Below are 16,278 nucleotides of genomic sequence, written 5' to 3'. Positions count from 1 at the left end.
CGCTAAGTTGAAGCCGGGGTGGCGCGGTTGGAAATGAATCGTGCCATCGCCGGGCCAGTCAGCAAGATGGTGAACAAGCGCAGCGTCTGCATCGCCATCACGAAAGACATGTCGACCCGACTGCCGGCGGCGATGATCGCCACCGTATCCAGCCCACCCGGGCTGGTCGCCAGATAGGCGGTCATCAAATCCACCGGCAGGAAACGCGTCAGCATCCATGCCAGCAGACCGCAAAACAGCATCAGCGCGACGATCGACACCACCATCTGCGGCAAGGTACGCAGCGCCAACAAAAAAATCGGCCGGGTGAAGCGCAGCCCGACGCTCCAGCCAATCAGGCTATAAGCCAGGGCCAACAGCCATTCCGGCACCTGTAACGCCATGGTACCGCTGGAATGCAGCGTCGCGCCGATGATCATCGGCAGCAACAACGCGCCGGAGGGAATACGCAACCGGGGGCCAAGCCAGGCGCCGACCACGGCAATGCCCAGCGTCGCCGGGAAACGCCAATCCAGTGAAGGGAACCACTCCAGCATCGCGCCGCCATGCCCCGCTTCATCACCCAACCCAATGCGCGCCACCATCGCCGCTGCGGTTGCGACAAACAGCACCCGCAGGTATTGCATAAACGCCACCAGCCGCACGTCGGCACCGAAATCCCCGGCCATCGCCACCATCGCCGATGCCCCGCCGGGCGATGAGCCCCAGGCACCGGTTGGCCCCGGCAGACTGCTATAACGCACCAGACACCAGCCTGAAACTCCGCTGGCCAGCAGCGTAGCGATCAACACCAGCAGCACCAAAGGCCAGTCATCCAGTAACGGTGTGAGAATAGCAGGAGAGAGACTTTGCGCGATCATGCAGCCCAGCGCCGCCTGTGCGGCGATGAACAGGTAACCTGGAATGCGAACCGTGGCGCCCAGCAGCCCCATGGCCACGCCGACAATCATCGGCCCCAGCAACAGTGCAGCGGGAATATGGAATCTTTGCAGGCCAAACCCCAGCACCAGCGAAGCCAGCAGCAGGATTGACCATTGGATCAAGCGGGGAAACCTCTCCATCAAAACGCATGCCTTACGGACAGATAAGCCAAAGGGGCATTCTACCCCTATTTAGCAGGCTAAGCGTTGGTCGACAGCAGAAATATCGGGCGAACAAGTTCGCCCGTCAGCTTACAGCCAGTTCTTGCGTTTGAAGTACAGGTACGGGGCCAGCCCCGCCAGGATCATCAGGCTGATGGCGCCCGGATAGCCGAACGACCACTTCAGCTCCGGCATAAACTCGAAGTTCATCCCGTAGCTTGAGGCCACCAGCGTCGGTGGCAGGAACACCACCGACACCACCGAGAAGATCTTGATGATGCGGTTCTGTTCGATATTGATAAAGCCCATCGCCGCCTGCATCAAGAAGTTCACCTTCTGGAACAACGATTCGTTGTGTGGCAGCAAAGATTCGATGTCGCGCAGCACTTCACGCGCCTGCTCCAACTGACCGGTCGGCAACCTCGCCTTACGCACCAGGAAATTCAGCGCACGCTGGGTATCCATCAAACACAGTCGCACTTTCCAGCCGATATCTTCCAGTTCGGCCAGCGTCGACAGTGCTTCGTCGTATTCATCGCCCTGATGGCCTTCCATGATTACCCGGCTGAGCTTTTCCAAATCGCTGTAGACGTTTTCAATTTCGTCCGCCAACTGCTCAATTTTGGTTTCGAACAGATCCAGCAACAGCTCGTAAGCGTTGCCGTCCACCATCGTCAGGTTACGTGCGCGCATGCGGTACAGGCGAAACGCCGGCAGCTCACGCTCGCGCAAGGTATACAGACGGCCATCACGGATGGTGAAAGCTACGGTGGAGTTACCGGCATGGTCTTCCGCATCTTCAAAGTAGAAGAAGGAGTGAATATGCAGGCCGTCTTCGTCTTCGAAGAAACGCGCGGAGGCTTCGATATCATCCAGCTCCGGACGTGTCGCCAGGCTTTGGCCCAGCTCGTTTTGCACGCGTTCACGCTCGCCTTCTTCCGGCTCAACCAGATCAACCCACAGCGAGGTGGTAAGATCATCGGAGTCATCCAACTCCAGACGGGACAGGCGGCTTTTATCTAATTTAAACGCGCTCAGCATCTGCTAAAACTCCCTTAGGGTGACAGGGGTAAACAACGCGTGGAAGCACAGAAACAGAGGGGTGTTGCATCACCAGCTTGTTTCAGACCATGAAGGATCTGACTCGTAGCGACACTTAAGAGGTCGCCGACAACCACGAAGGCTATCAGCTCGATGGGATAGCCTTAGAAGTTGTACCTGTTGTTGTCCAGGTCAGTGAGCCAGTATCTACTGGGTGTGTCCAAGGCGTATGTCCTCATTGATAATAGTGCGCGCATGTTACGCCGAGAAGAAAAAGTCTGTCAACCGGTTAGGCCCGATAATTGCGCAACAATTCATCGCCATAACCAATGGGACAAAATCGGTTTAATCCGTGATAAAGGGTCACGAAAAAGTCGCGGGGATCTCTGACCGCGTCGGTGAATATTGCTAATATGAAGCCACGATAAGCTTGCGGACTTTAACGATGAAACAGATTACCGCCCACGACCTGACCGCCATGAGTGAGCAGGCCGCTAAAGTGGCTCGCCTGCGCGCGCACCGTACGTTACACGACGAGTTGAGCGAGCCGGTGCAGCGACTGGCGATTGCCATGGAACCTGGCACCTATATTCGACCGCACCGCCATCCACAAACCTGGGAACTGTTGACACCGCTGCGCGGCCGCTTTGTGGTATTGCAGTTTAATGAGGAAGGTGTCGTCACCCAACGCACGCTGCTGGGTGAAGAAACCAAAGTACTGGAGATGCCGGCGTTTACCTGGCATGCCGTGCTGTCGGTTGATCCCGGCGGCGTGGTGTTCGAAGTAAAACAGGGGCCTTATCAGGCGCTGTCGGAAGAGGACTGCATGCACTGGGCCCCTCCGGAAGGTGGTGAAGGCATCGAAGCTGTTATGCGCTGGTATGCCACCGCGCAAGTTGGCGATCGCTATACCCGTACGCTTTAAGCCTGAGTGCTGGGGCGAAGAGATTCGCCCCTTTGGGTTCGGCGGCTACTGCCCCGCTACACCGTTTCCAATCTGGCATAGGCGGCCACCAGCCACTTGATGCCTTCCCCTGGGAACGCAATTTGCAGCCGACTGTGTTCGCCGCTGCCTTCCAGATTGACGATGGTGCCTTCGCCAAATTTAGGGTGACGCACTCGCTGCCCCAGCTTGTAGCCGGTATCGTTTTCACCGATCGGCGTGCCCATACGACGATGGCTCACCGGTCGCGATACGCTGGCACGCAACCGCACTTCTTCCACGCACTCCTCCGGCAGTTCACCGATAAAACGCGAAGGCCGATGGTAAACTTCCTTGCCGTACAGACGGCGCGTTTCGGCATAGGTCAGCGTCAGTTTCTGCATGGCACGCGTCAGGCCAACGTAGGCCAGACGACGTTCTTCTTCCAGCCGCCCGCCTTCATCCAGCGACATCTGGCTCGGGAACATCCCCTCTTCCATACCGACGATAAACACTAGCGGGAACTCCAGCCCCTTGGCCGAGTGCAGGGTCATCAACTGCACCGCATCCTGATAGGCATCGGCCTGGCCTTCGCCCGCCTCCAGCGCGGCGTGCGACAGAAACGCCTGCAGCGGCATCAGATCCTGATCTTCATCCTGATAGCTGTATTGACGGGTTGCCGTCACCAGCTCCTCAAGGTTTTCGATACGCGCCTGGCCTTTCTCGCCCTTTTCCTGCTCATACATAATGAACAGCCCCGAATCGCGGATCACCCGGTCGGTCTGTACGTGCAAGGGCATATCGGCGGTTTCATGCGCCAGTGAATCCACCAGTTCGGTAAAGCGCTGCAGCGCAGAGGCCGCACGGCCGGCCAGCACCTTGTCTTGCAGCAGGGCGCGGGTGGCCTGCCACAGGGTCAATTGACGATCGCGCGCCGTTCGACGCACTTCGTCCAGCGTCCGGTCGCCAATGCCACGGGTCGGGGTATTTACTACGCGCTCGAACGCAGCGTCGTCATTACGGTTGGCTATCAGCCGCAGATAGGCCAGCGCATCCTTGATTTCCTGACGTTCGAAGAAGCGTTGCCCGCCGTAAATGCGGTAAGGCATGGCGGTTTGCAGCAGCGCCTCTTCCAGCACGCGCGACTGGGCGTTGCTGCGGTAAAGGATGGCGCAGTCATTCAGTGCGCCGCCATTTTCCTGCCAGGTTTTGATGCGGCCGACGACAAAGCGCGACTCGTCGAGTTCGTTGAACGCGCAGTAGATAGAAATAGGTTCGCCATCCCCGCCCTCTGTCCACAGGTTTTTACCCATGCGCCCGCCGTTGTTGGCGATCAGGGTGTTGGCTGCCTTTAGAATATTGCTGGTCGAACGGTAATTTTGTTCCAGAAGGACGCTCTGCGCACCGGGGAAGTCCTTCAGGAAACGTTGAATATTTTCCACCTGAGCGCCGCGCCAGCCATAAATCGACTGGTCATCGTCACCCACGATCATCACGTTGCTGTTATTGCCGGCCAGCAGGCGGATCCAGGCATATTGAATGCTGTTGGTATCCTGAAACTCATCCACCAGTACGTTGGTAAAACGTTCGCGGTAATGGTTGAGGATATGCGGTTTGTTCAGCCACAGCTCATGGGCGCGCAGCAACAGCTCGGCAAAATCTACCAGCCCGGCGCGATCGCAGGCTTCCTGATAGGCCTGGTAGATACGCAACCAGGTTGCCTCCACCGGATTATTATAGGTCTCGACGTGTTGCGGGCGCAGGCCCTCATCTTTTTTGCCGTTGATGTACCACATCGCCTGACGCGGGGGCCATTGTTTCTCGTCGATATTCAACGCCTTGACGATGCGTTTGAGCAGGCGGAACTGGTCGTCGCTGTCGAGGATCTGGAAATCCTGCGGCAGATTGGCATCCATGTGGTGTGCGCGCAGCAACCGGTGAGCCAGCCCGTGGAAGGTGCCGATCCACATGCCACCCTGACTGGTGCCAATCAGATGTTCGATACGGTGGCGCATTTCCGCCGCGGCTTTGTTGGTGAACGTCACCGCCATGATCGAATACGGCGAACAGTTCTCTACCGACAGCAGCCAGGCGATGCGGTGCACCAGCACCCGTGTTTTACCGCTGCCCGCGCCGGCCAGTACCAACAGGTTGCCACGTGGCGCCGCCACGGCTTCGCGTTGTTTTTCATTCAGGCTGTCGAGCAGATCGGAAACGTCCATAGGCACCATTAATTGGTAAGGGAAAGCGCGTCATCGACGCGATTCCACTGGGAATTTATACAGAGTTCTGGCAGGGATTATAACAATGCTGTCAGCGATGCCAACTGCGAAATCTCAATATGTGGCAGCAGCCGGCTATCGGCAGCCTGCATCAGGCTGCGCTGACGGTCGTTGATCCAACAGGCCTGCAGGCCTGAGCGCAACGCGCCGGCGACGTCGGTGGTTAAATCATCGCCGACGTGGAGAATATGCTCAGGGGCGATGCCTAAACGCTCTGCGGCCAGTTGATACATGTCCTGATAAGGTTTGGCGCGGCCATCCGGCCCGGAGCGCAGCACAAACTGAAAGTAACCGTCCAGCCCGCACATTGCAGGATCGGCATTGCCGTTGGTGATCGCCACCAGTGGGAAACGTTCGCCCAATGCTTTCAACGTAGCGTGGGTCGCTTCAGGCACTTCGATGCGGCTGCGCCACAGCGCAAAATTCTGCATCGCCGCGTCAGCCCCTTCAGCAGCCTGGGCATCACGCAGCCCCTGACGGCTCAGCGCCAGGTGGATGGCACGCCAGCGCCACTGGGTGACGTCGTGGTAAATCTCTGGATCCTGTTCACGTAACTCTTGGCGCAGGCGGTGAAAATCCGCCGACTGGAAGTGGTTCAGCCCGGGATGATAATTCTGCAGGAAAGCCACCGACTGCAATTCGGTCTGTTTGATCACCGGACGGTTGTCGTACAGCGTGTCGTCCAGATCGAAGGTCAATGCCGCCAGCGGGCGTAGCGGACGATAAAAGTGCATCAGGATTTCCCCCGTTTGGCGCGTGGATGTGCGGCATCGTACACGTTCGCCAGATGTTGAAAGTCGAGGTGGGTATAGATTTGGGTAGTGGTCAGATTGGCATGGCCAAGCAGTTCCTGCACCGCACGCAGATCGCCGCTGGACTCCAGCATATGGGTGGCAAAGGAGTGACGCAGCTTGTGCGGATGGATGTGGCTGTTAACGCCCTGCTTGACGCCCCACTCGGCAAAACGTTTTTGCACGTTACGGGTCGAGATGCGTTTTCCCTGATTGGACAGGAACATCGCATCGTCTGACGGCCCGAACAGGTCACGCATTGCCAGCCAGTGTTCTAGCCAGGTCACGGCGGTGCGGCCGACCGGCAGCTTGCGCTCCTTGCTGCCCTTACCCAAAACCCAAATTTCACCGGCGGCCAGATCGACGTGGCGACAGTCCAGCCCCACCAGTTCAGAAAGACGCAGCCCTGCCCCGTACATCACCTCAAGCATAGCGCGATCGCGTACCGCCAGCGGATCGTTGAGATCGATATCCAGCAGCTGATTCATTTCATCGACGTCGATGTTTTTCGGCAGATGGCGGCCACTGCGTGGCGTGCGGATCCCTTTGGCGGGGTTGGCTATCAGCATGCCCTGGCTGACCTGCCAGTCGAGAAAACTGCGTAATGCCGACAAGCGTAACGCGAGGCTGGAAGACTGCAGGCCGGCGCGTTTACTGCGCGCCGCCAGCATCCGGACTTTGGCGGCGTCCAACGACGGCCACTCCGTGATGCCCATATCCTGAGCCAGCGCCATCAGCGCCTGCAATTGGCGTGAATAGCTTAACTGCGTCAAGGGGCTGAGCTGGCGCTCCACCTTCAGATAGCGCAGGAAGGCGTCCACCGGCTGTTGCAGGCTGGCCGCCAGCGGGGTCATGCGCGTTCGATCCAGCGTTCCAGCAGTTCCGGCAACATGCGCGCCAGTTGATTAAGCATCACCGTGCCCATGCCCTGCTGATAATGTTGCGTATCGCGGCTGCTGAAAATCACCATACCCAGCTCGCCCTCATCACCCAGCATCGACAGCGCTACCGAGCCGACCAGTTTGGCCTGCGGCAGCAACAACAGCAACTCGGGGCCATTAAGGCTGCCAAGAAAGTGCTGTTGGTCACCCAGACGCTGAATGCGTAACGGTTCAAACGAAGAGCGCGTCAGGGCAAGGTGAGTAAAATCGGAAGGTGCGCCGATTTTCCAGCTTTCGGAAAACAGGCGGATGTTGGCGCCGGCCAAACCGAAACCGCGCGCCCAACGCTGCAGGCGGTTAAGCATATCCTGCAGGCTGTCGGCGGTGGCCAGGTTGGCCTGCAAATGCAGCAGGCTGGCAAACAGCGTTTCGTTGGCGCTGGCCTGCTCCATCAGCAGCGTGATTTCTTCTTCCAGCCGATGGATGTGATTGCGCTGGCGAGCCAGATGCCACTCGACCAACGATACGGTGCCGCGAACGGGATGGGGAACGCGCATTTGCTCCACCAACCGCGCGTTGCGCATAAAGAAATCCGGGTTTTGCAGCAGAAACTGCATCACGGCGTCGTCATCAAGCTCAATGCCTGCGACAGCCTGGTCCTCAACGCTCTTCATAGATGAATAAATCCGTCATATACATGGGTTGCCGGACCGGTCATAAACAGCGGGCTGCCCGGCCCTTTCCAGCGAATATGCAGGCTGCCGCCCGGCAGTTCTACATGCACCTCTTCTGACAGCAATTCCTGTTGAATCCCTACTGCCACGGCCGCACAGGCTCCGCTACCGCAGGCCTGCGTTTCGCCAGCGCCGCGCTCATAGACGCGCAGTTTAATGTGCTCGCGACTGACAATTTGCATAAAACCGATGTTGGCCCGTTCCGGGAAGCGCTCATGCCCTTCCAGCACCGGCCCGAGCAGCTCCACCTTGGCGGTTTTTACATCATCCACCTGTAAAACACAATGTGGATTGCCCATCGACACCACGCCGCACAGCACCGTATGTTCCGCCGCACGCATGATGTAGGTCTTTTCTTCTTTGGTTGCGCGAAACGGCACTGCCTGGGGATCGAAGTTCGGCTCACCCATATTCACGCACACCAGATCATCGTCGGTCACGCTCAACACCATGCGCCCGGTCTGGGTACTGACGCGAATATCGCGCTTGTTGGTCAAGCCTTTCAGCCGTACAAAGCGGGCAAAGCAGCGAGCGCCGTTACCGCACTGCGCCACTTCACTGCCGTCGGCGTTAAAAATGCGGTAATGGAAATCCAGTTCCGGATCGTAAGGCGGTTCTACCACCAGCAGCTGGTCAAAGCCAACGCCCAAGTGCCGATCGGCCAAACGGCGGATCAACTCGGGTGAGAAATAGACATTCTGTGTAACGGCATCGACCACCATAAAGTCGTTGCCCAGACCGTGCATTTTGGAGAACTGCATATCATACTCCGCTATCCGTCTTGGGTTTGCGGTGACTCACGCCGCCGCAAACAAGGTGTTACTGGTCGCTCATCGACGGTTTTTGCTGAGAGCCAGAAAGTTCCTGCTGATTTTTCTGTACCTGATCGCCGGTCTGAACCTGGGTAGCCGGTTTCTTAGTGCTGGCCGGATCGGCTGGCGGGAAGTACAGCGGGCCCTTCAGGCCGCAGCCGGAGAGCCCGGCAAGCAGAACTGCCATCAGCGCATAGCGTAGTTGTTTTTTCATTTGCATTAATGCCTGTAATTCATGCGTCCAAGGTCTCTATAATCGCAGGTGGATCATGAAAAGCAATAGGAATTGAATATGAACGACAGTGAGTTTCACCAGTTGGCTGACCAACTGATGCTGAATATTGAAGAGACCCTGGACGATTTTGACGGCGATGCGGACATCGATTACGAAACTAACGGCGGCGTAATGACGTTAAGCTTCGAAAATGGCACCAAAATTGTGATCAATCGCCAGGAGCCATTGCATCAGATTTGGCTGGCGACCAAAACCGGCGGCTATCACTTTAACTACCGTGACGGCGTGTGGCTGTGCGATCGCAGCGACCGCGCCTTCTACCCCTTACTGAGCGAAGCGGCCAGCGCACAGGCCGGCGAAGAGGTGACGTTTTCCTAACAATGGCAGCACTCGTCGTCAAGGCTCAGCCTGCTGAACCTTGACGATATCAATGCAGTTGAAACTGATGCTTTAGCGGCTGAGCAGCGCCGTCGGTCAGGGGAACGCACAGGCTCGACAACACGTTGCTGCGGAACGGGATCACCTGGGTGCGGCCATCAAGCTGCACTATCTGATAGAACTGCGGTAAGTTGAAGTTGATAAAGCTGGAGCCATAGGTGAAGCGATCGTGCGAGGAAGAGTAGAAACGGCTAACGTCACGCACCAGTTCCTCTTTACTGCCTTCGCAATGGTGATAAACCTCAACCCGGTTAGACTCATCCAGAATATAGATGTTAAAGCCTTTGTCGTCCGAGGTGTCTTCGAAGAAGAACTGAATAATCCCTTCGCTGGCGAAACCGTCCACCACCGGTGGCAGATGCACCTGATCGGTTTCCACTTTGATCGACAGGCCGTGCAATTTGTTGTTGGAAATGGCGCCGTAGAACTCCACCGCGTTTTCCAGCTTCTGCACCGACACGCTCAGCCGTTCGAAGAACAAGCCCCAGGTCTGGCCGGCAACCCGTACCGCTTTGAAACGGCCCGGCTCCAGTCGGGTGCTGGACAGGCGTAGCTCAATACACTCCGACACCAGCTGCTGTATACGGGTACGGATCAGGCCGCGCAGGTGCTGACTGTAGCAGAACACCTCGACCGATTCTGGCGGCGCGGCATCCTGGTGCATTTTGCCGAGAATGGTCTTCAACGCTTCCAGCACAGATTGCTCGCCGCTGAAATGCAAAGTACGCACTTCGTTCCAGGAGTTGCGGTACAACAGATCGATACTGCCCACCAGGCACTGCTGTTGCTGACCAAAGCTGAATACATCGAGCTTGCGGAAATCGAAATGCACCACCTGATTGCGGAAGGCGGCGGTCGGATCGTTTTCCAAATTGACGATTATCGCCAGGTGGCGGATTTCACACGGGCTGTACAGCGCTTTTGGCGTAGGGGCCGCCAGCCGCAGCGGGAAGTGGTGCGACACATCGGCCACCAGTTCCTGCAGTTTTGCGGTATCGCACAGGTTGCCGCTCTTGATGTGCAAACGGGTTTTCGGCGTCAGCAGCCCGTTGAAATAGGCCCAGGCCACCAGCTTGTTGAGGTAGCGGTTATATTCCAGCGGCTGATGGCTGACGATCGAGTCCATGGCCGGTGCCTGGTTATAAAGATACCAGCCGGTGCGGTTGGCGCGGCCAATCGGCACGTGAATAAAGGTCAAGTCGTCTTCTGACAGGTCCGGCGAAATCTGTGGGTTCACCAGCGTCACCTTGCCGGGCAGCGCTTCAAACGCGGCGTACAGCTTACGGGTCAGCACGCCGATATCCTGCGGGCTGGCGCTGACGCTAAGGTTGTTGCGGCGAGCGAAGCGGATCAGGTTGCGATAGCTTTGCATCATCGCATCCAACAGTTCGTTGTGTGCTTCACGTACCCGTTCGATTTTCCAGTTAGCGCGATTATCCAGGATCGCCAGACGCTCTTCGTCCCAGCCCCATTCGCTGACCAATTGGCTGAGAATTTCACGACGCCAGCCGACGCACGCATTGGCGCGGGACAGTTTTTCACAGACTTTCAGGTAGAAACAGCGGCGGACCAGGTCGAGGCGGGTAGTGTCGTTGATTTGATTCAGGTAATGCGTAACGCGTTCGAGCATCATACAGTAGGCGTCGAGACCAAAGCAGACAATCTCGCCCTGATGCAGGCGCTGTTTGATGTCCATCGCCAGCAGCTGCGTATTCGGGTATTCCCAGGAATAGGCTTCCAGCAGCAGGGTTTTCAGCACCGCCTTGTAAGGCGAGTCGATGCTTTTGTACAGTTGCCACAGGCTGGCACCGAAATATTCTTCCGCCGACAGCGTGCTCAGACCGCCGAGATCCAGCCATTCGTTCGGCGTTAACGCGCCTTGCGAGTAAAGCGACAGCACATACTCATCGTAGTGTGCTTCTTCTTCGCCCGGCACCATGTTCCACAAAATACGTTTGCCGGCCAGGCGCACCGCGGTGCGGTAAAATTCGTCCAGCAGCAGGATATGTTGGGTGGAGCCGCAGTCTTCGCCCCCCAGGCTGCCGCTTTCGTTATGACGGAAGCGGTTTTCATCGATCAGGAAGAAGCTGACTTCCACCCCCATCGACGCCGACCATTTTTCCAGCAGGCTGCATTTTTGCTGCAGGCGGTTACGCTCTTCGTTGTCCAGCCAGGATTGGTGGCACACCCAGATGTCGAGATCCGAGCTGCAACTCTGGCCGATCGACGAGGTGCTGCCCATCGAGTAAACCCCGGTAATCGGCAGTTCACCGCTGGCCATTTTGTCAAATGGGCTGCCCCATTTGTCTTCTAAATCATTGAGGTAATCTTGTTGAGTTTCATCAGGCGTGTAGAGGCAAACGCCATGGGGAACGTTACCGTTCAGGTAACCTGGCATCAGTGGGTGGTGGTGGTGCAATAAGGTAGGCAGCAGACTGTATACCCGTTGAAACGCGGGCTTCATGGCCGCTAGGGCGCGATCGATTCGTAATTGATTGATCGCATCCAGTCTCTGCTTCAATGTCTCGATGTAGAGGTACAAGACGTCTCGCCTGGTTATCCCGGTGTTTAGAAAAAAACCCGTATTCCATAAGTGCCGTTAGTGTTGGAAGAATATTTGGCAACTTATTGTTGGAAACGTGATCAATTTAACACCTTGCTGATTGACCGTAAAGGAAGTAACGCTTCACTATTATTGTAGCGCCACTCTAAACGATTTACCCGCAGTGTTAACTGCCCCAAAACACATCACACGTCCCGTTGATTCCGTTGTCCTTTCTTCGCCTATGGCTTCTTGCACTGACAGTTTTCACACTCAGTGGTAGGATGAACGGCGAATTATAAAAACGGTAACAAGCATGTTAGACAAAATTATTCGAATTGCCACCCGACAAAGCCCACTCGCGCTTTGGCAAGCACATTATGTGCAGCAGCGCCTGATGGCCAGCCACCCCGGCCTGCAGGTCGAACTGGTGCCTATGGTCACGCGAGGCGACATTATTTTGGATACGCCGCTGGCGAAAGTCGGCGGTAAAGGGCTGTTTGTTAAGGAACTTGAACTGGCGTTATTGGACGGCCGTGCGGATATCGCCGTTCACTCAATGAAAGACGTCCCGGTCGATTTCCCCGAAGGCTTGGGTTTAGTGACTATTTGTGAGCGTGACGATCCTCGCGACGCATTTGTTTCCAATCGTTTCGCATCGCTCGATCAACTGCCGCAGGGCAGCGTGGTCGGTACCTCCAGCCTGCGTCGTCAGTGCCAACTGCGTGAGCGCCGTCCGGATCTGATCGTGCGCGATTTGCGCGGCAACGTCGGTACCCGGCTGGCAAAATTGGATAACGGTGATTACGACGCCATTATTCTGGCGGTCGCCGGGCTTAAGCGCCTGGGGTTGGAACAGCGTATCCGCAGTCCATTGAGCCCGGAGGAGTGCCTGCCGGCCGTTGGCCAGGGCGCAGTGGGTATCGAATGCCGCCTCGACGACGAAACCACCCGCACGCTGTTGGCACCGCTCAATCACGTTGCCACAGAAACCCGCGTACGCGCCGAACGTGCGATGAATACCCGGCTGGAAGGCGGTTGCCAGGTACCGATCGGCAGCTATGCCGAACTGGATGGCGACAGCCTGTGGCTGCGAGCCCTGGTGGGCTCTCCAGACGGCAGCCAAATGGTGCGCGGCGAACGCCGCGGTCCGGCAGCTCAAGCAGAGCAGATGGGCATTGAACTGGCGGAAGAACTGCTGGCGCAAGGCGCTCGTGAAATTCTGCAGGACGTTTATCAGGGGAATCCCCCTGCATGACGATTCTGGTAACCCGCCCCTCTCCTTCCGGAGAAGAACTGGTCAGCCGACTGCGTGCGCTCGGTCGGGTTGCCTATCATGCTCCGTTGATCGATTTCGCCCCCGGGGGCGATTTGCCAAAATTGCCGCAGGCGTTACAGCAGCTTAATGATGGCGATCTGGTGTTCATCCTGTCGCAGCACTCGGTGAGCTACGCCCATTCTGTGATGGGCCGCGTCGGGCTGTCATGGCCTGCCAGGCTGGCCTATTACGCTATCGGTCGTACCACGGCGCTGGCAATGCACCGCATCAGCAGTCTGCCGATAGAATACCCGCGTGAGCAGGAGATCAGCGAAACATTGCTGTTGCTGCCGGCACTGCAGAAGCTGGAAGGTAAACAAGCGCTGATCTTGCGCGGTAACGGCGGCCGTGAGCTGCTCGGCAACACACTGAGCGAGCGCGGCGCTGCGGTCAGCTATTATGAATGTTATCAACGCAGCCCGGTGCACTATGATGGCAGCGAGCAAAGCGCCCACTGGCAGCGTGCCGGTGTTGATACGCTGGTCGTCACCAGCGGTGAAATGTTACAACAGCTCTATACTTTAGTTCCTGATTACTACCGTTCTTCGTGGCTGTTACGTTGCCGCCTGGTCGTAGTGAGTGAACGTCTGGCTACCCTCGCCCAGGAACTGGGCTGGAGCACAATTCGGGTAGCTGATACCGCCGATAATGACGCGCTGATCCGCGCGCTACAACAAACCTGACTATGGGATGTGCCACTATGACGGAACAAAATACCCCATCCGCCCCGGTTGAAGAACCAACCTCTGCGGTTGAGAGCCCCCAGCAGCCAGACGCTGAAAAGCGTAAAGGTAAAAATACCGGCCCGGTGTTGGGCGCGATCGCGATCGTGCTGGTTATCGCTCTGGCTGCCGGCGGCTATTACCATACACATCGACAGGCGCAGCAGCTCATCGCCGCCAATCAAACGCTGCAGCAACAGCTGGAAACGCTGAAACAAAGCCAACAGCAGGAAAGAAGCGCGCTGGAAGGCCTGCTGCAGCAACAGGGCAAAACGCTGGACGCCGCCGATCGCGAACAGGCAACCCTGGCGCGTCAGCTCAATGAACTGCAAGAGAAAGTCGCCATCATCTCCGGCAGCGACGCCAAAACCTGGTTGCTGGCGCAGGCCGATTTTCTGGTGAAAATGGCCGGGCGTAAGCTGTGGAGCGATCAGGACGTCACCACCGCCGCCGCGCTGTTAAAAAGCGCCGATGCCAGCCTGGCTGACATGAATGACCCGAGCCTGCTCGAGGTTCGTCGCGCCATCACCGAAGACGTCAGCACGCTGTCCACGCTGACTCAGGTGGATTTCGACGGCATCATTCTCAAGACCAATCAGTTGTCCAATCAGGTGGATAATCTGCGCCTGGCGGATAACGACAGCGACGAAGCACCGATGGATCAAGACAGCAGCGAGCTGTCGAGCTCGATCGGCGAATGGCGGCAAAACCTGGCCAAAAGCTGGCACAACTTTATGGCCGACTTTATTACCGTCCGCCGCCGCGATAGCAATGCCGAGCCGCTGCTGGCCCCGAACCAGGACATTTACCTGCGCGAAAATATCCGTTCGCGCCTGCTGGTTGCCGCACAGGCCATCCCACGCCATCAGAACGAAGTGTATAAGCAGTCGCTGGAGACCATTTCCACTTGGGTTCGCGCCTACTTCGATACCACCGACCCGGCCACGAAAGCGTTCCTGGAAGAGTTGGATACCCTGAGCCAGCAGTCGATCACCATGGACGTGCCGGATCAGCTGAAAAGCCAGCCGCTGCTGGAAAAACTGATGCAGACCCGGGTGCGCAATCTGATGGCCCAGTCCCCTGCCGCTCATCAGGAGGGATAAGCCATGTTACGCGTGCTATTTCTGTTCCTGGTGCTGATCGCCAGCGTGGTGGTTGGACCGATGTTGGCCGGCCATCAGGGCTATGTGCTGATTCAGACCGATAACTACAATATCGAAACCAGCGTCACCGGCCTGGTGATCATGGGTATCTTGCTGTTTGTGGTGCTGCTGGTGATCGAGTGGATCCTGCGCCGCATCTTCAGCACCAGCGCCCGCACTCGCGGCTGGTTCCTGGGCCGCAAACGCAGCCGTGCGCGTAAGCAGACCAAGGCCGCGCTGATCAAACTGGCCGAAGGTGATTACAAGCAGGTTGAAAAACTGCTGACGCGCAATGCCGATCACGCTGAACAACCGGTGGTGAACTACCTGCTGGCCGCTGAGGCCGCACAGCAACGGGGGGACGATTTCCGTACCAATCAGTACCTGGAACGCGCCGCCGAAGCCGCCGACACCGACCAGCTGCCGGTAGACATCACCCGCGTGCGCATTCAACTGGCTCAGGGCGAAAACCATGCGGCACGCCACGGTGTCGATCGTCTGCTTAACCAGGCTCCGCGTCATCCCGAAGTATTGCGACTGGCGGAAATGGCTTATCTGCGCACCGGCGCTTTTGCCTCATTGCTGGAGATCCTGCCGTCGATGAGCAAGATCAATCTGCACAACGAGGCTGAGCTGCAGGCGCTGCAACAACAGGCCTACATTGGCCTGATGAATCAGGCGATGGCGGATGAGGGCAGCGATGGCCTGAAACGCTGGTGGAAAGATCAGAGCCGCAAAATCCGGCATGAGGTGCCGTTGCAAATCGCGATGGTGGAGCACCTGATCGAATGCAATGACCATGAACTGGCGCAAGAGATCGTGCTCGACAGCCTCAAGCGCCAGTATGACGAACGCCTGGTGTTGCTGATCCCGCGTCTGAAGTCCGGCAACCCGCAACAGCTGGAGAAAGCGTTGCGTCAGCAGGTGAAGCAGCATGGTGCCACACCACTGCTGAACAGCACCCTGGGCCAGTTGCTGATGAAGCACGGCGAATGGCAGGCGGCGGCCGATGCATTCCGGGAAGCGCTGAAACAGCGTCCAGATGCCTACGATTACGCTTGGCTGGCTGACGTGCTGGAGAAGCTGCACCGCTCGGATGAAGCCGCACAGATGCGTCGTGAAGGCCTGATGCTGACGCTGAAGCAGAACGGCGAATAACGCACAATGCACTGTCTTCAAGGCGCGCCCACAGGTCGCGCCTTTTTTATCTAACGTTGTTTATACCCAAGATAGTTGGAGTCACAGCAAGGCGGCAAGCTCACGAATCCCCAGGAGCTTGGTCAACCAAGTGACTGGGGTGAGAGCGCGCAGTCAACGCAGCTGTGGCTTCAAATAT

Annotated in this window: 15 protein-coding genes; 6 read left to right on the top strand and 9 right to left on the bottom strand. The window is 57.4% G+C overall.

Annotation, left to right across the window (positions count from 1 at the left end):
* Positions 1 to 2 precede the first annotated feature (2 nt).
* Both AC1RKC_RS13135 and corA read right to left on the bottom strand, forming a co-directional pair.
* On the bottom strand, positions 3 to 1,061 hold the full coding sequence (locus AC1RKC_RS13135; RefSeq protein ID WP_493092566.1) for an AbrB family transcriptional regulator: 1,059 nt from the start codon (positions 1,059 to 1,061) through the stop codon (positions 3 to 5).
* Positions 1,062 to 1,172: 111 nt separating this feature from the next.
* Positions 1,173 to 2,123: a magnesium/cobalt transporter CorA gene (corA, locus tag AC1RKC_RS13130; RefSeq protein ID WP_020824775.1), complete on the bottom strand. Its 951-nt coding sequence runs from the start codon at positions 2,121 to 2,123 to the stop codon at positions 1,173 to 1,175.
* A 445-nt stretch (positions 2,124 to 2,568) separates the two neighbouring features.
* Here corA and AC1RKC_RS13125 point away from each other — a divergent pair, with 445 nt between their 5' ends.
* Positions 2,569 to 3,048: a WbuC family cupin fold metalloprotein gene (locus tag AC1RKC_RS13125; protein ID WP_020824774.1), complete on the top strand. Its 480-nt coding sequence runs from the start codon at positions 2,569 to 2,571 to the stop codon at positions 3,046 to 3,048.
* Between the two features lie 56 nt (positions 3,049 to 3,104).
* On the opposite strand, the gene uvrD is transcribed toward AC1RKC_RS13125, so the two are convergent.
* The 6 genes from uvrD to lptM all read right to left on the bottom strand — a co-directional run bounded on the left by uvrD (position 3,105) and on the right by lptM (position 8,759).
* Positions 3,105 to 5,267, bottom strand: coding sequence for a DNA helicase II (uvrD, locus tag AC1RKC_RS13120; protein ID WP_046375101.1), 2,163 nt, complete (start codon positions 5,265 to 5,267; stop codon positions 3,105 to 3,107).
* A 77-nt stretch (positions 5,268 to 5,344) separates the two neighbouring features.
* The gene (gene yigB, locus AC1RKC_RS13115) at positions 5,345 to 6,061 is read right to left on the bottom strand and encodes a 5-amino-6-(5-phospho-D-ribitylamino)uracil phosphatase YigB (RefSeq protein WP_046374740.1); all 717 of its coding nucleotides are present in this window, start codon (positions 6,059 to 6,061) and stop codon (positions 5,345 to 5,347) included.
* Entirely contained in the window at positions 6,061 to 6,972 is a 912-nt protein-coding gene (gene xerC / locus AC1RKC_RS13110; RefSeq protein WP_261136499.1) for a tyrosine recombinase XerC, read from the bottom strand. Before xerC ends, yigB begins: the two co-directional genes overlap by 1 nt.
* On the bottom strand, positions 6,969 to 7,673 hold the full coding sequence (locus AC1RKC_RS13105; protein WP_020824770.1) for a DUF484 domain-containing protein: 705 nt from the start codon (positions 7,671 to 7,673) through the stop codon (positions 6,969 to 6,971). The genes xerC and AC1RKC_RS13105 overlap by 4 nt, the downstream gene beginning before the upstream one ends.
* Positions 7,670 to 8,494: a diaminopimelate epimerase gene (dapF, locus tag AC1RKC_RS13100; protein WP_020824769.1), complete on the bottom strand. Its 825-nt coding sequence runs from the start codon at positions 8,492 to 8,494 to the stop codon at positions 7,670 to 7,672. The genes AC1RKC_RS13105 and dapF overlap by 4 nt, the downstream gene beginning before the upstream one ends.
* A gap of 58 nt (positions 8,495 to 8,552) precedes the next feature.
* Entirely contained in the window at positions 8,553 to 8,759 is a 207-nt protein-coding gene (lptM, locus tag AC1RKC_RS13095; RefSeq protein WP_020824768.1) for an LPS translocon maturation chaperone LptM, read from the bottom strand.
* 78 nt (positions 8,760 to 8,837) lie between these two features.
* Between lptM and cyaY the strand changes: the two genes are divergently transcribed.
* Positions 8,838 to 9,158: an iron donor protein CyaY gene (cyaY, locus tag AC1RKC_RS13090; RefSeq protein WP_020824767.1), complete on the top strand. Its 321-nt coding sequence runs from the start codon at positions 8,838 to 8,840 to the stop codon at positions 9,156 to 9,158.
* A 49-nt stretch (positions 9,159 to 9,207) separates the two neighbouring features.
* On the opposite strand, the gene AC1RKC_RS13085 is transcribed toward cyaY, so the two are convergent.
* On the bottom strand, positions 9,208 to 11,760 hold the full coding sequence (locus AC1RKC_RS13085) for a class I adenylate cyclase (protein ID WP_048762216.1): 2,553 nt from the start codon (positions 11,758 to 11,760) through the stop codon (positions 9,208 to 9,210).
* Positions 11,761 to 12,076: 316 nt separating this feature from the next.
* Here AC1RKC_RS13085 and hemC point away from each other — a divergent pair, with 316 nt between their 5' ends.
* Genes hemC through hemY form a run of 4 tightly spaced genes read left to right on the top strand, consistent with a single transcriptional unit; the run spans position 12,077 to position 16,100 of the window.
* Complete coding sequence (gene hemC / locus AC1RKC_RS13080; protein WP_048762214.1) at positions 12,077 to 13,018, top strand: hydroxymethylbilane synthase; 942 nt, start codon at positions 12,077 to 12,079, stop codon at positions 13,016 to 13,018.
* Complete coding sequence (gene hemD, locus AC1RKC_RS13075) at positions 13,015 to 13,761, top strand: uroporphyrinogen-III synthase (RefSeq protein ID WP_115057956.1); 747 nt, start codon at positions 13,015 to 13,017, stop codon at positions 13,759 to 13,761. The genes hemC and hemD overlap by 4 nt, the downstream gene beginning before the upstream one ends.
* 17 nt (positions 13,762 to 13,778) lie before the next feature.
* Positions 13,779 to 14,903, top strand: coding sequence for a uroporphyrinogen-III C-methyltransferase (hemX, locus tag AC1RKC_RS13070; RefSeq protein WP_046374744.1), 1,125 nt, complete (start codon positions 13,779 to 13,781; stop codon positions 14,901 to 14,903).
* 3 nt (positions 14,904 to 14,906) lie between these two features.
* Positions 14,907 to 16,100, top strand: coding sequence for a protoheme IX biogenesis protein HemY (gene hemY, locus AC1RKC_RS13065; protein WP_020824762.1), 1,194 nt, complete (start codon positions 14,907 to 14,909; stop codon positions 16,098 to 16,100).
* Positions 16,101 to 16,278: the final 178 nt, after the last annotated feature.

The organism is Serratia sp. GW822-FHT06E05 (assembly GCF_058799445.1).
This window is presented reverse-complemented; position numbering and strand designations above follow the sequence as displayed.

Coding starts and splice junctions, on each gene's coding strand:
- cyaY (WP_020824767.1), top strand. CDS start 8,838: ATGAACGACAGTGAGTTTCACCAGTTGGCTGACCAACTGATGCTGAAT.
- uvrD (WP_046375101.1), bottom strand. CDS start 5,267: ATGGACGTTTCCGATCTGCTCGACAGCCTGAATGAAAAACAACGCGAA.
- AC1RKC_RS13135 (WP_493092566.1), bottom strand. CDS start 1,061: ATGGAGAGGTTTCCCCGCTTGATCCAATGGTCAATCCTGCTGCTGGCT.
- hemC (WP_048762214.1), top strand. CDS start 12,077: ATGTTAGACAAAATTATTCGAATTGCCACCCGACAAAGCCCACTCGCG.
- xerC (WP_261136499.1), bottom strand. CDS start 6,972: ATGACCCCGCTGGCGGCCAGCCTGCAACAGCCGGTGGACGCCTTCCTG.
- corA (WP_020824775.1), bottom strand. CDS start 2,123: ATGCTGAGCGCGTTTAAATTAGATAAAAGCCGCCTGTCCCGTCTGGAG.
- dapF (WP_020824769.1), bottom strand. CDS start 8,494: ATGCAGTTCTCCAAAATGCACGGTCTGGGCAACGACTTTATGGTGGTC.
- lptM (WP_020824768.1), bottom strand. CDS start 8,759: ATGAAAAAACAACTACGCTATGCGCTGATGGCAGTTCTGCTTGCCGGG.
- hemX (WP_046374744.1), top strand. CDS start 13,779: ATGACGGAACAAAATACCCCATCCGCCCCGGTTGAAGAACCAACCTCT.
- AC1RKC_RS13125 (WP_020824774.1), top strand. CDS start 2,569: ATGAAACAGATTACCGCCCACGACCTGACCGCCATGAGTGAGCAGGCC.
- yigB (WP_046374740.1), bottom strand. CDS start 6,061: ATGCACTTTTATCGTCCGCTACGCCCGCTGGCGGCATTGACCTTCGAT.
- hemY (WP_020824762.1), top strand. CDS start 14,907: ATGTTACGCGTGCTATTTCTGTTCCTGGTGCTGATCGCCAGCGTGGTG.
- AC1RKC_RS13105 (WP_020824770.1), bottom strand. CDS start 7,673: ATGAAGAGCGTTGAGGACCAGGCTGTCGCAGGCATTGAGCTTGATGAC.
- hemD (WP_115057956.1), top strand. CDS start 13,015: ATGACGATTCTGGTAACCCGCCCCTCTCCTTCCGGAGAAGAACTGGTC.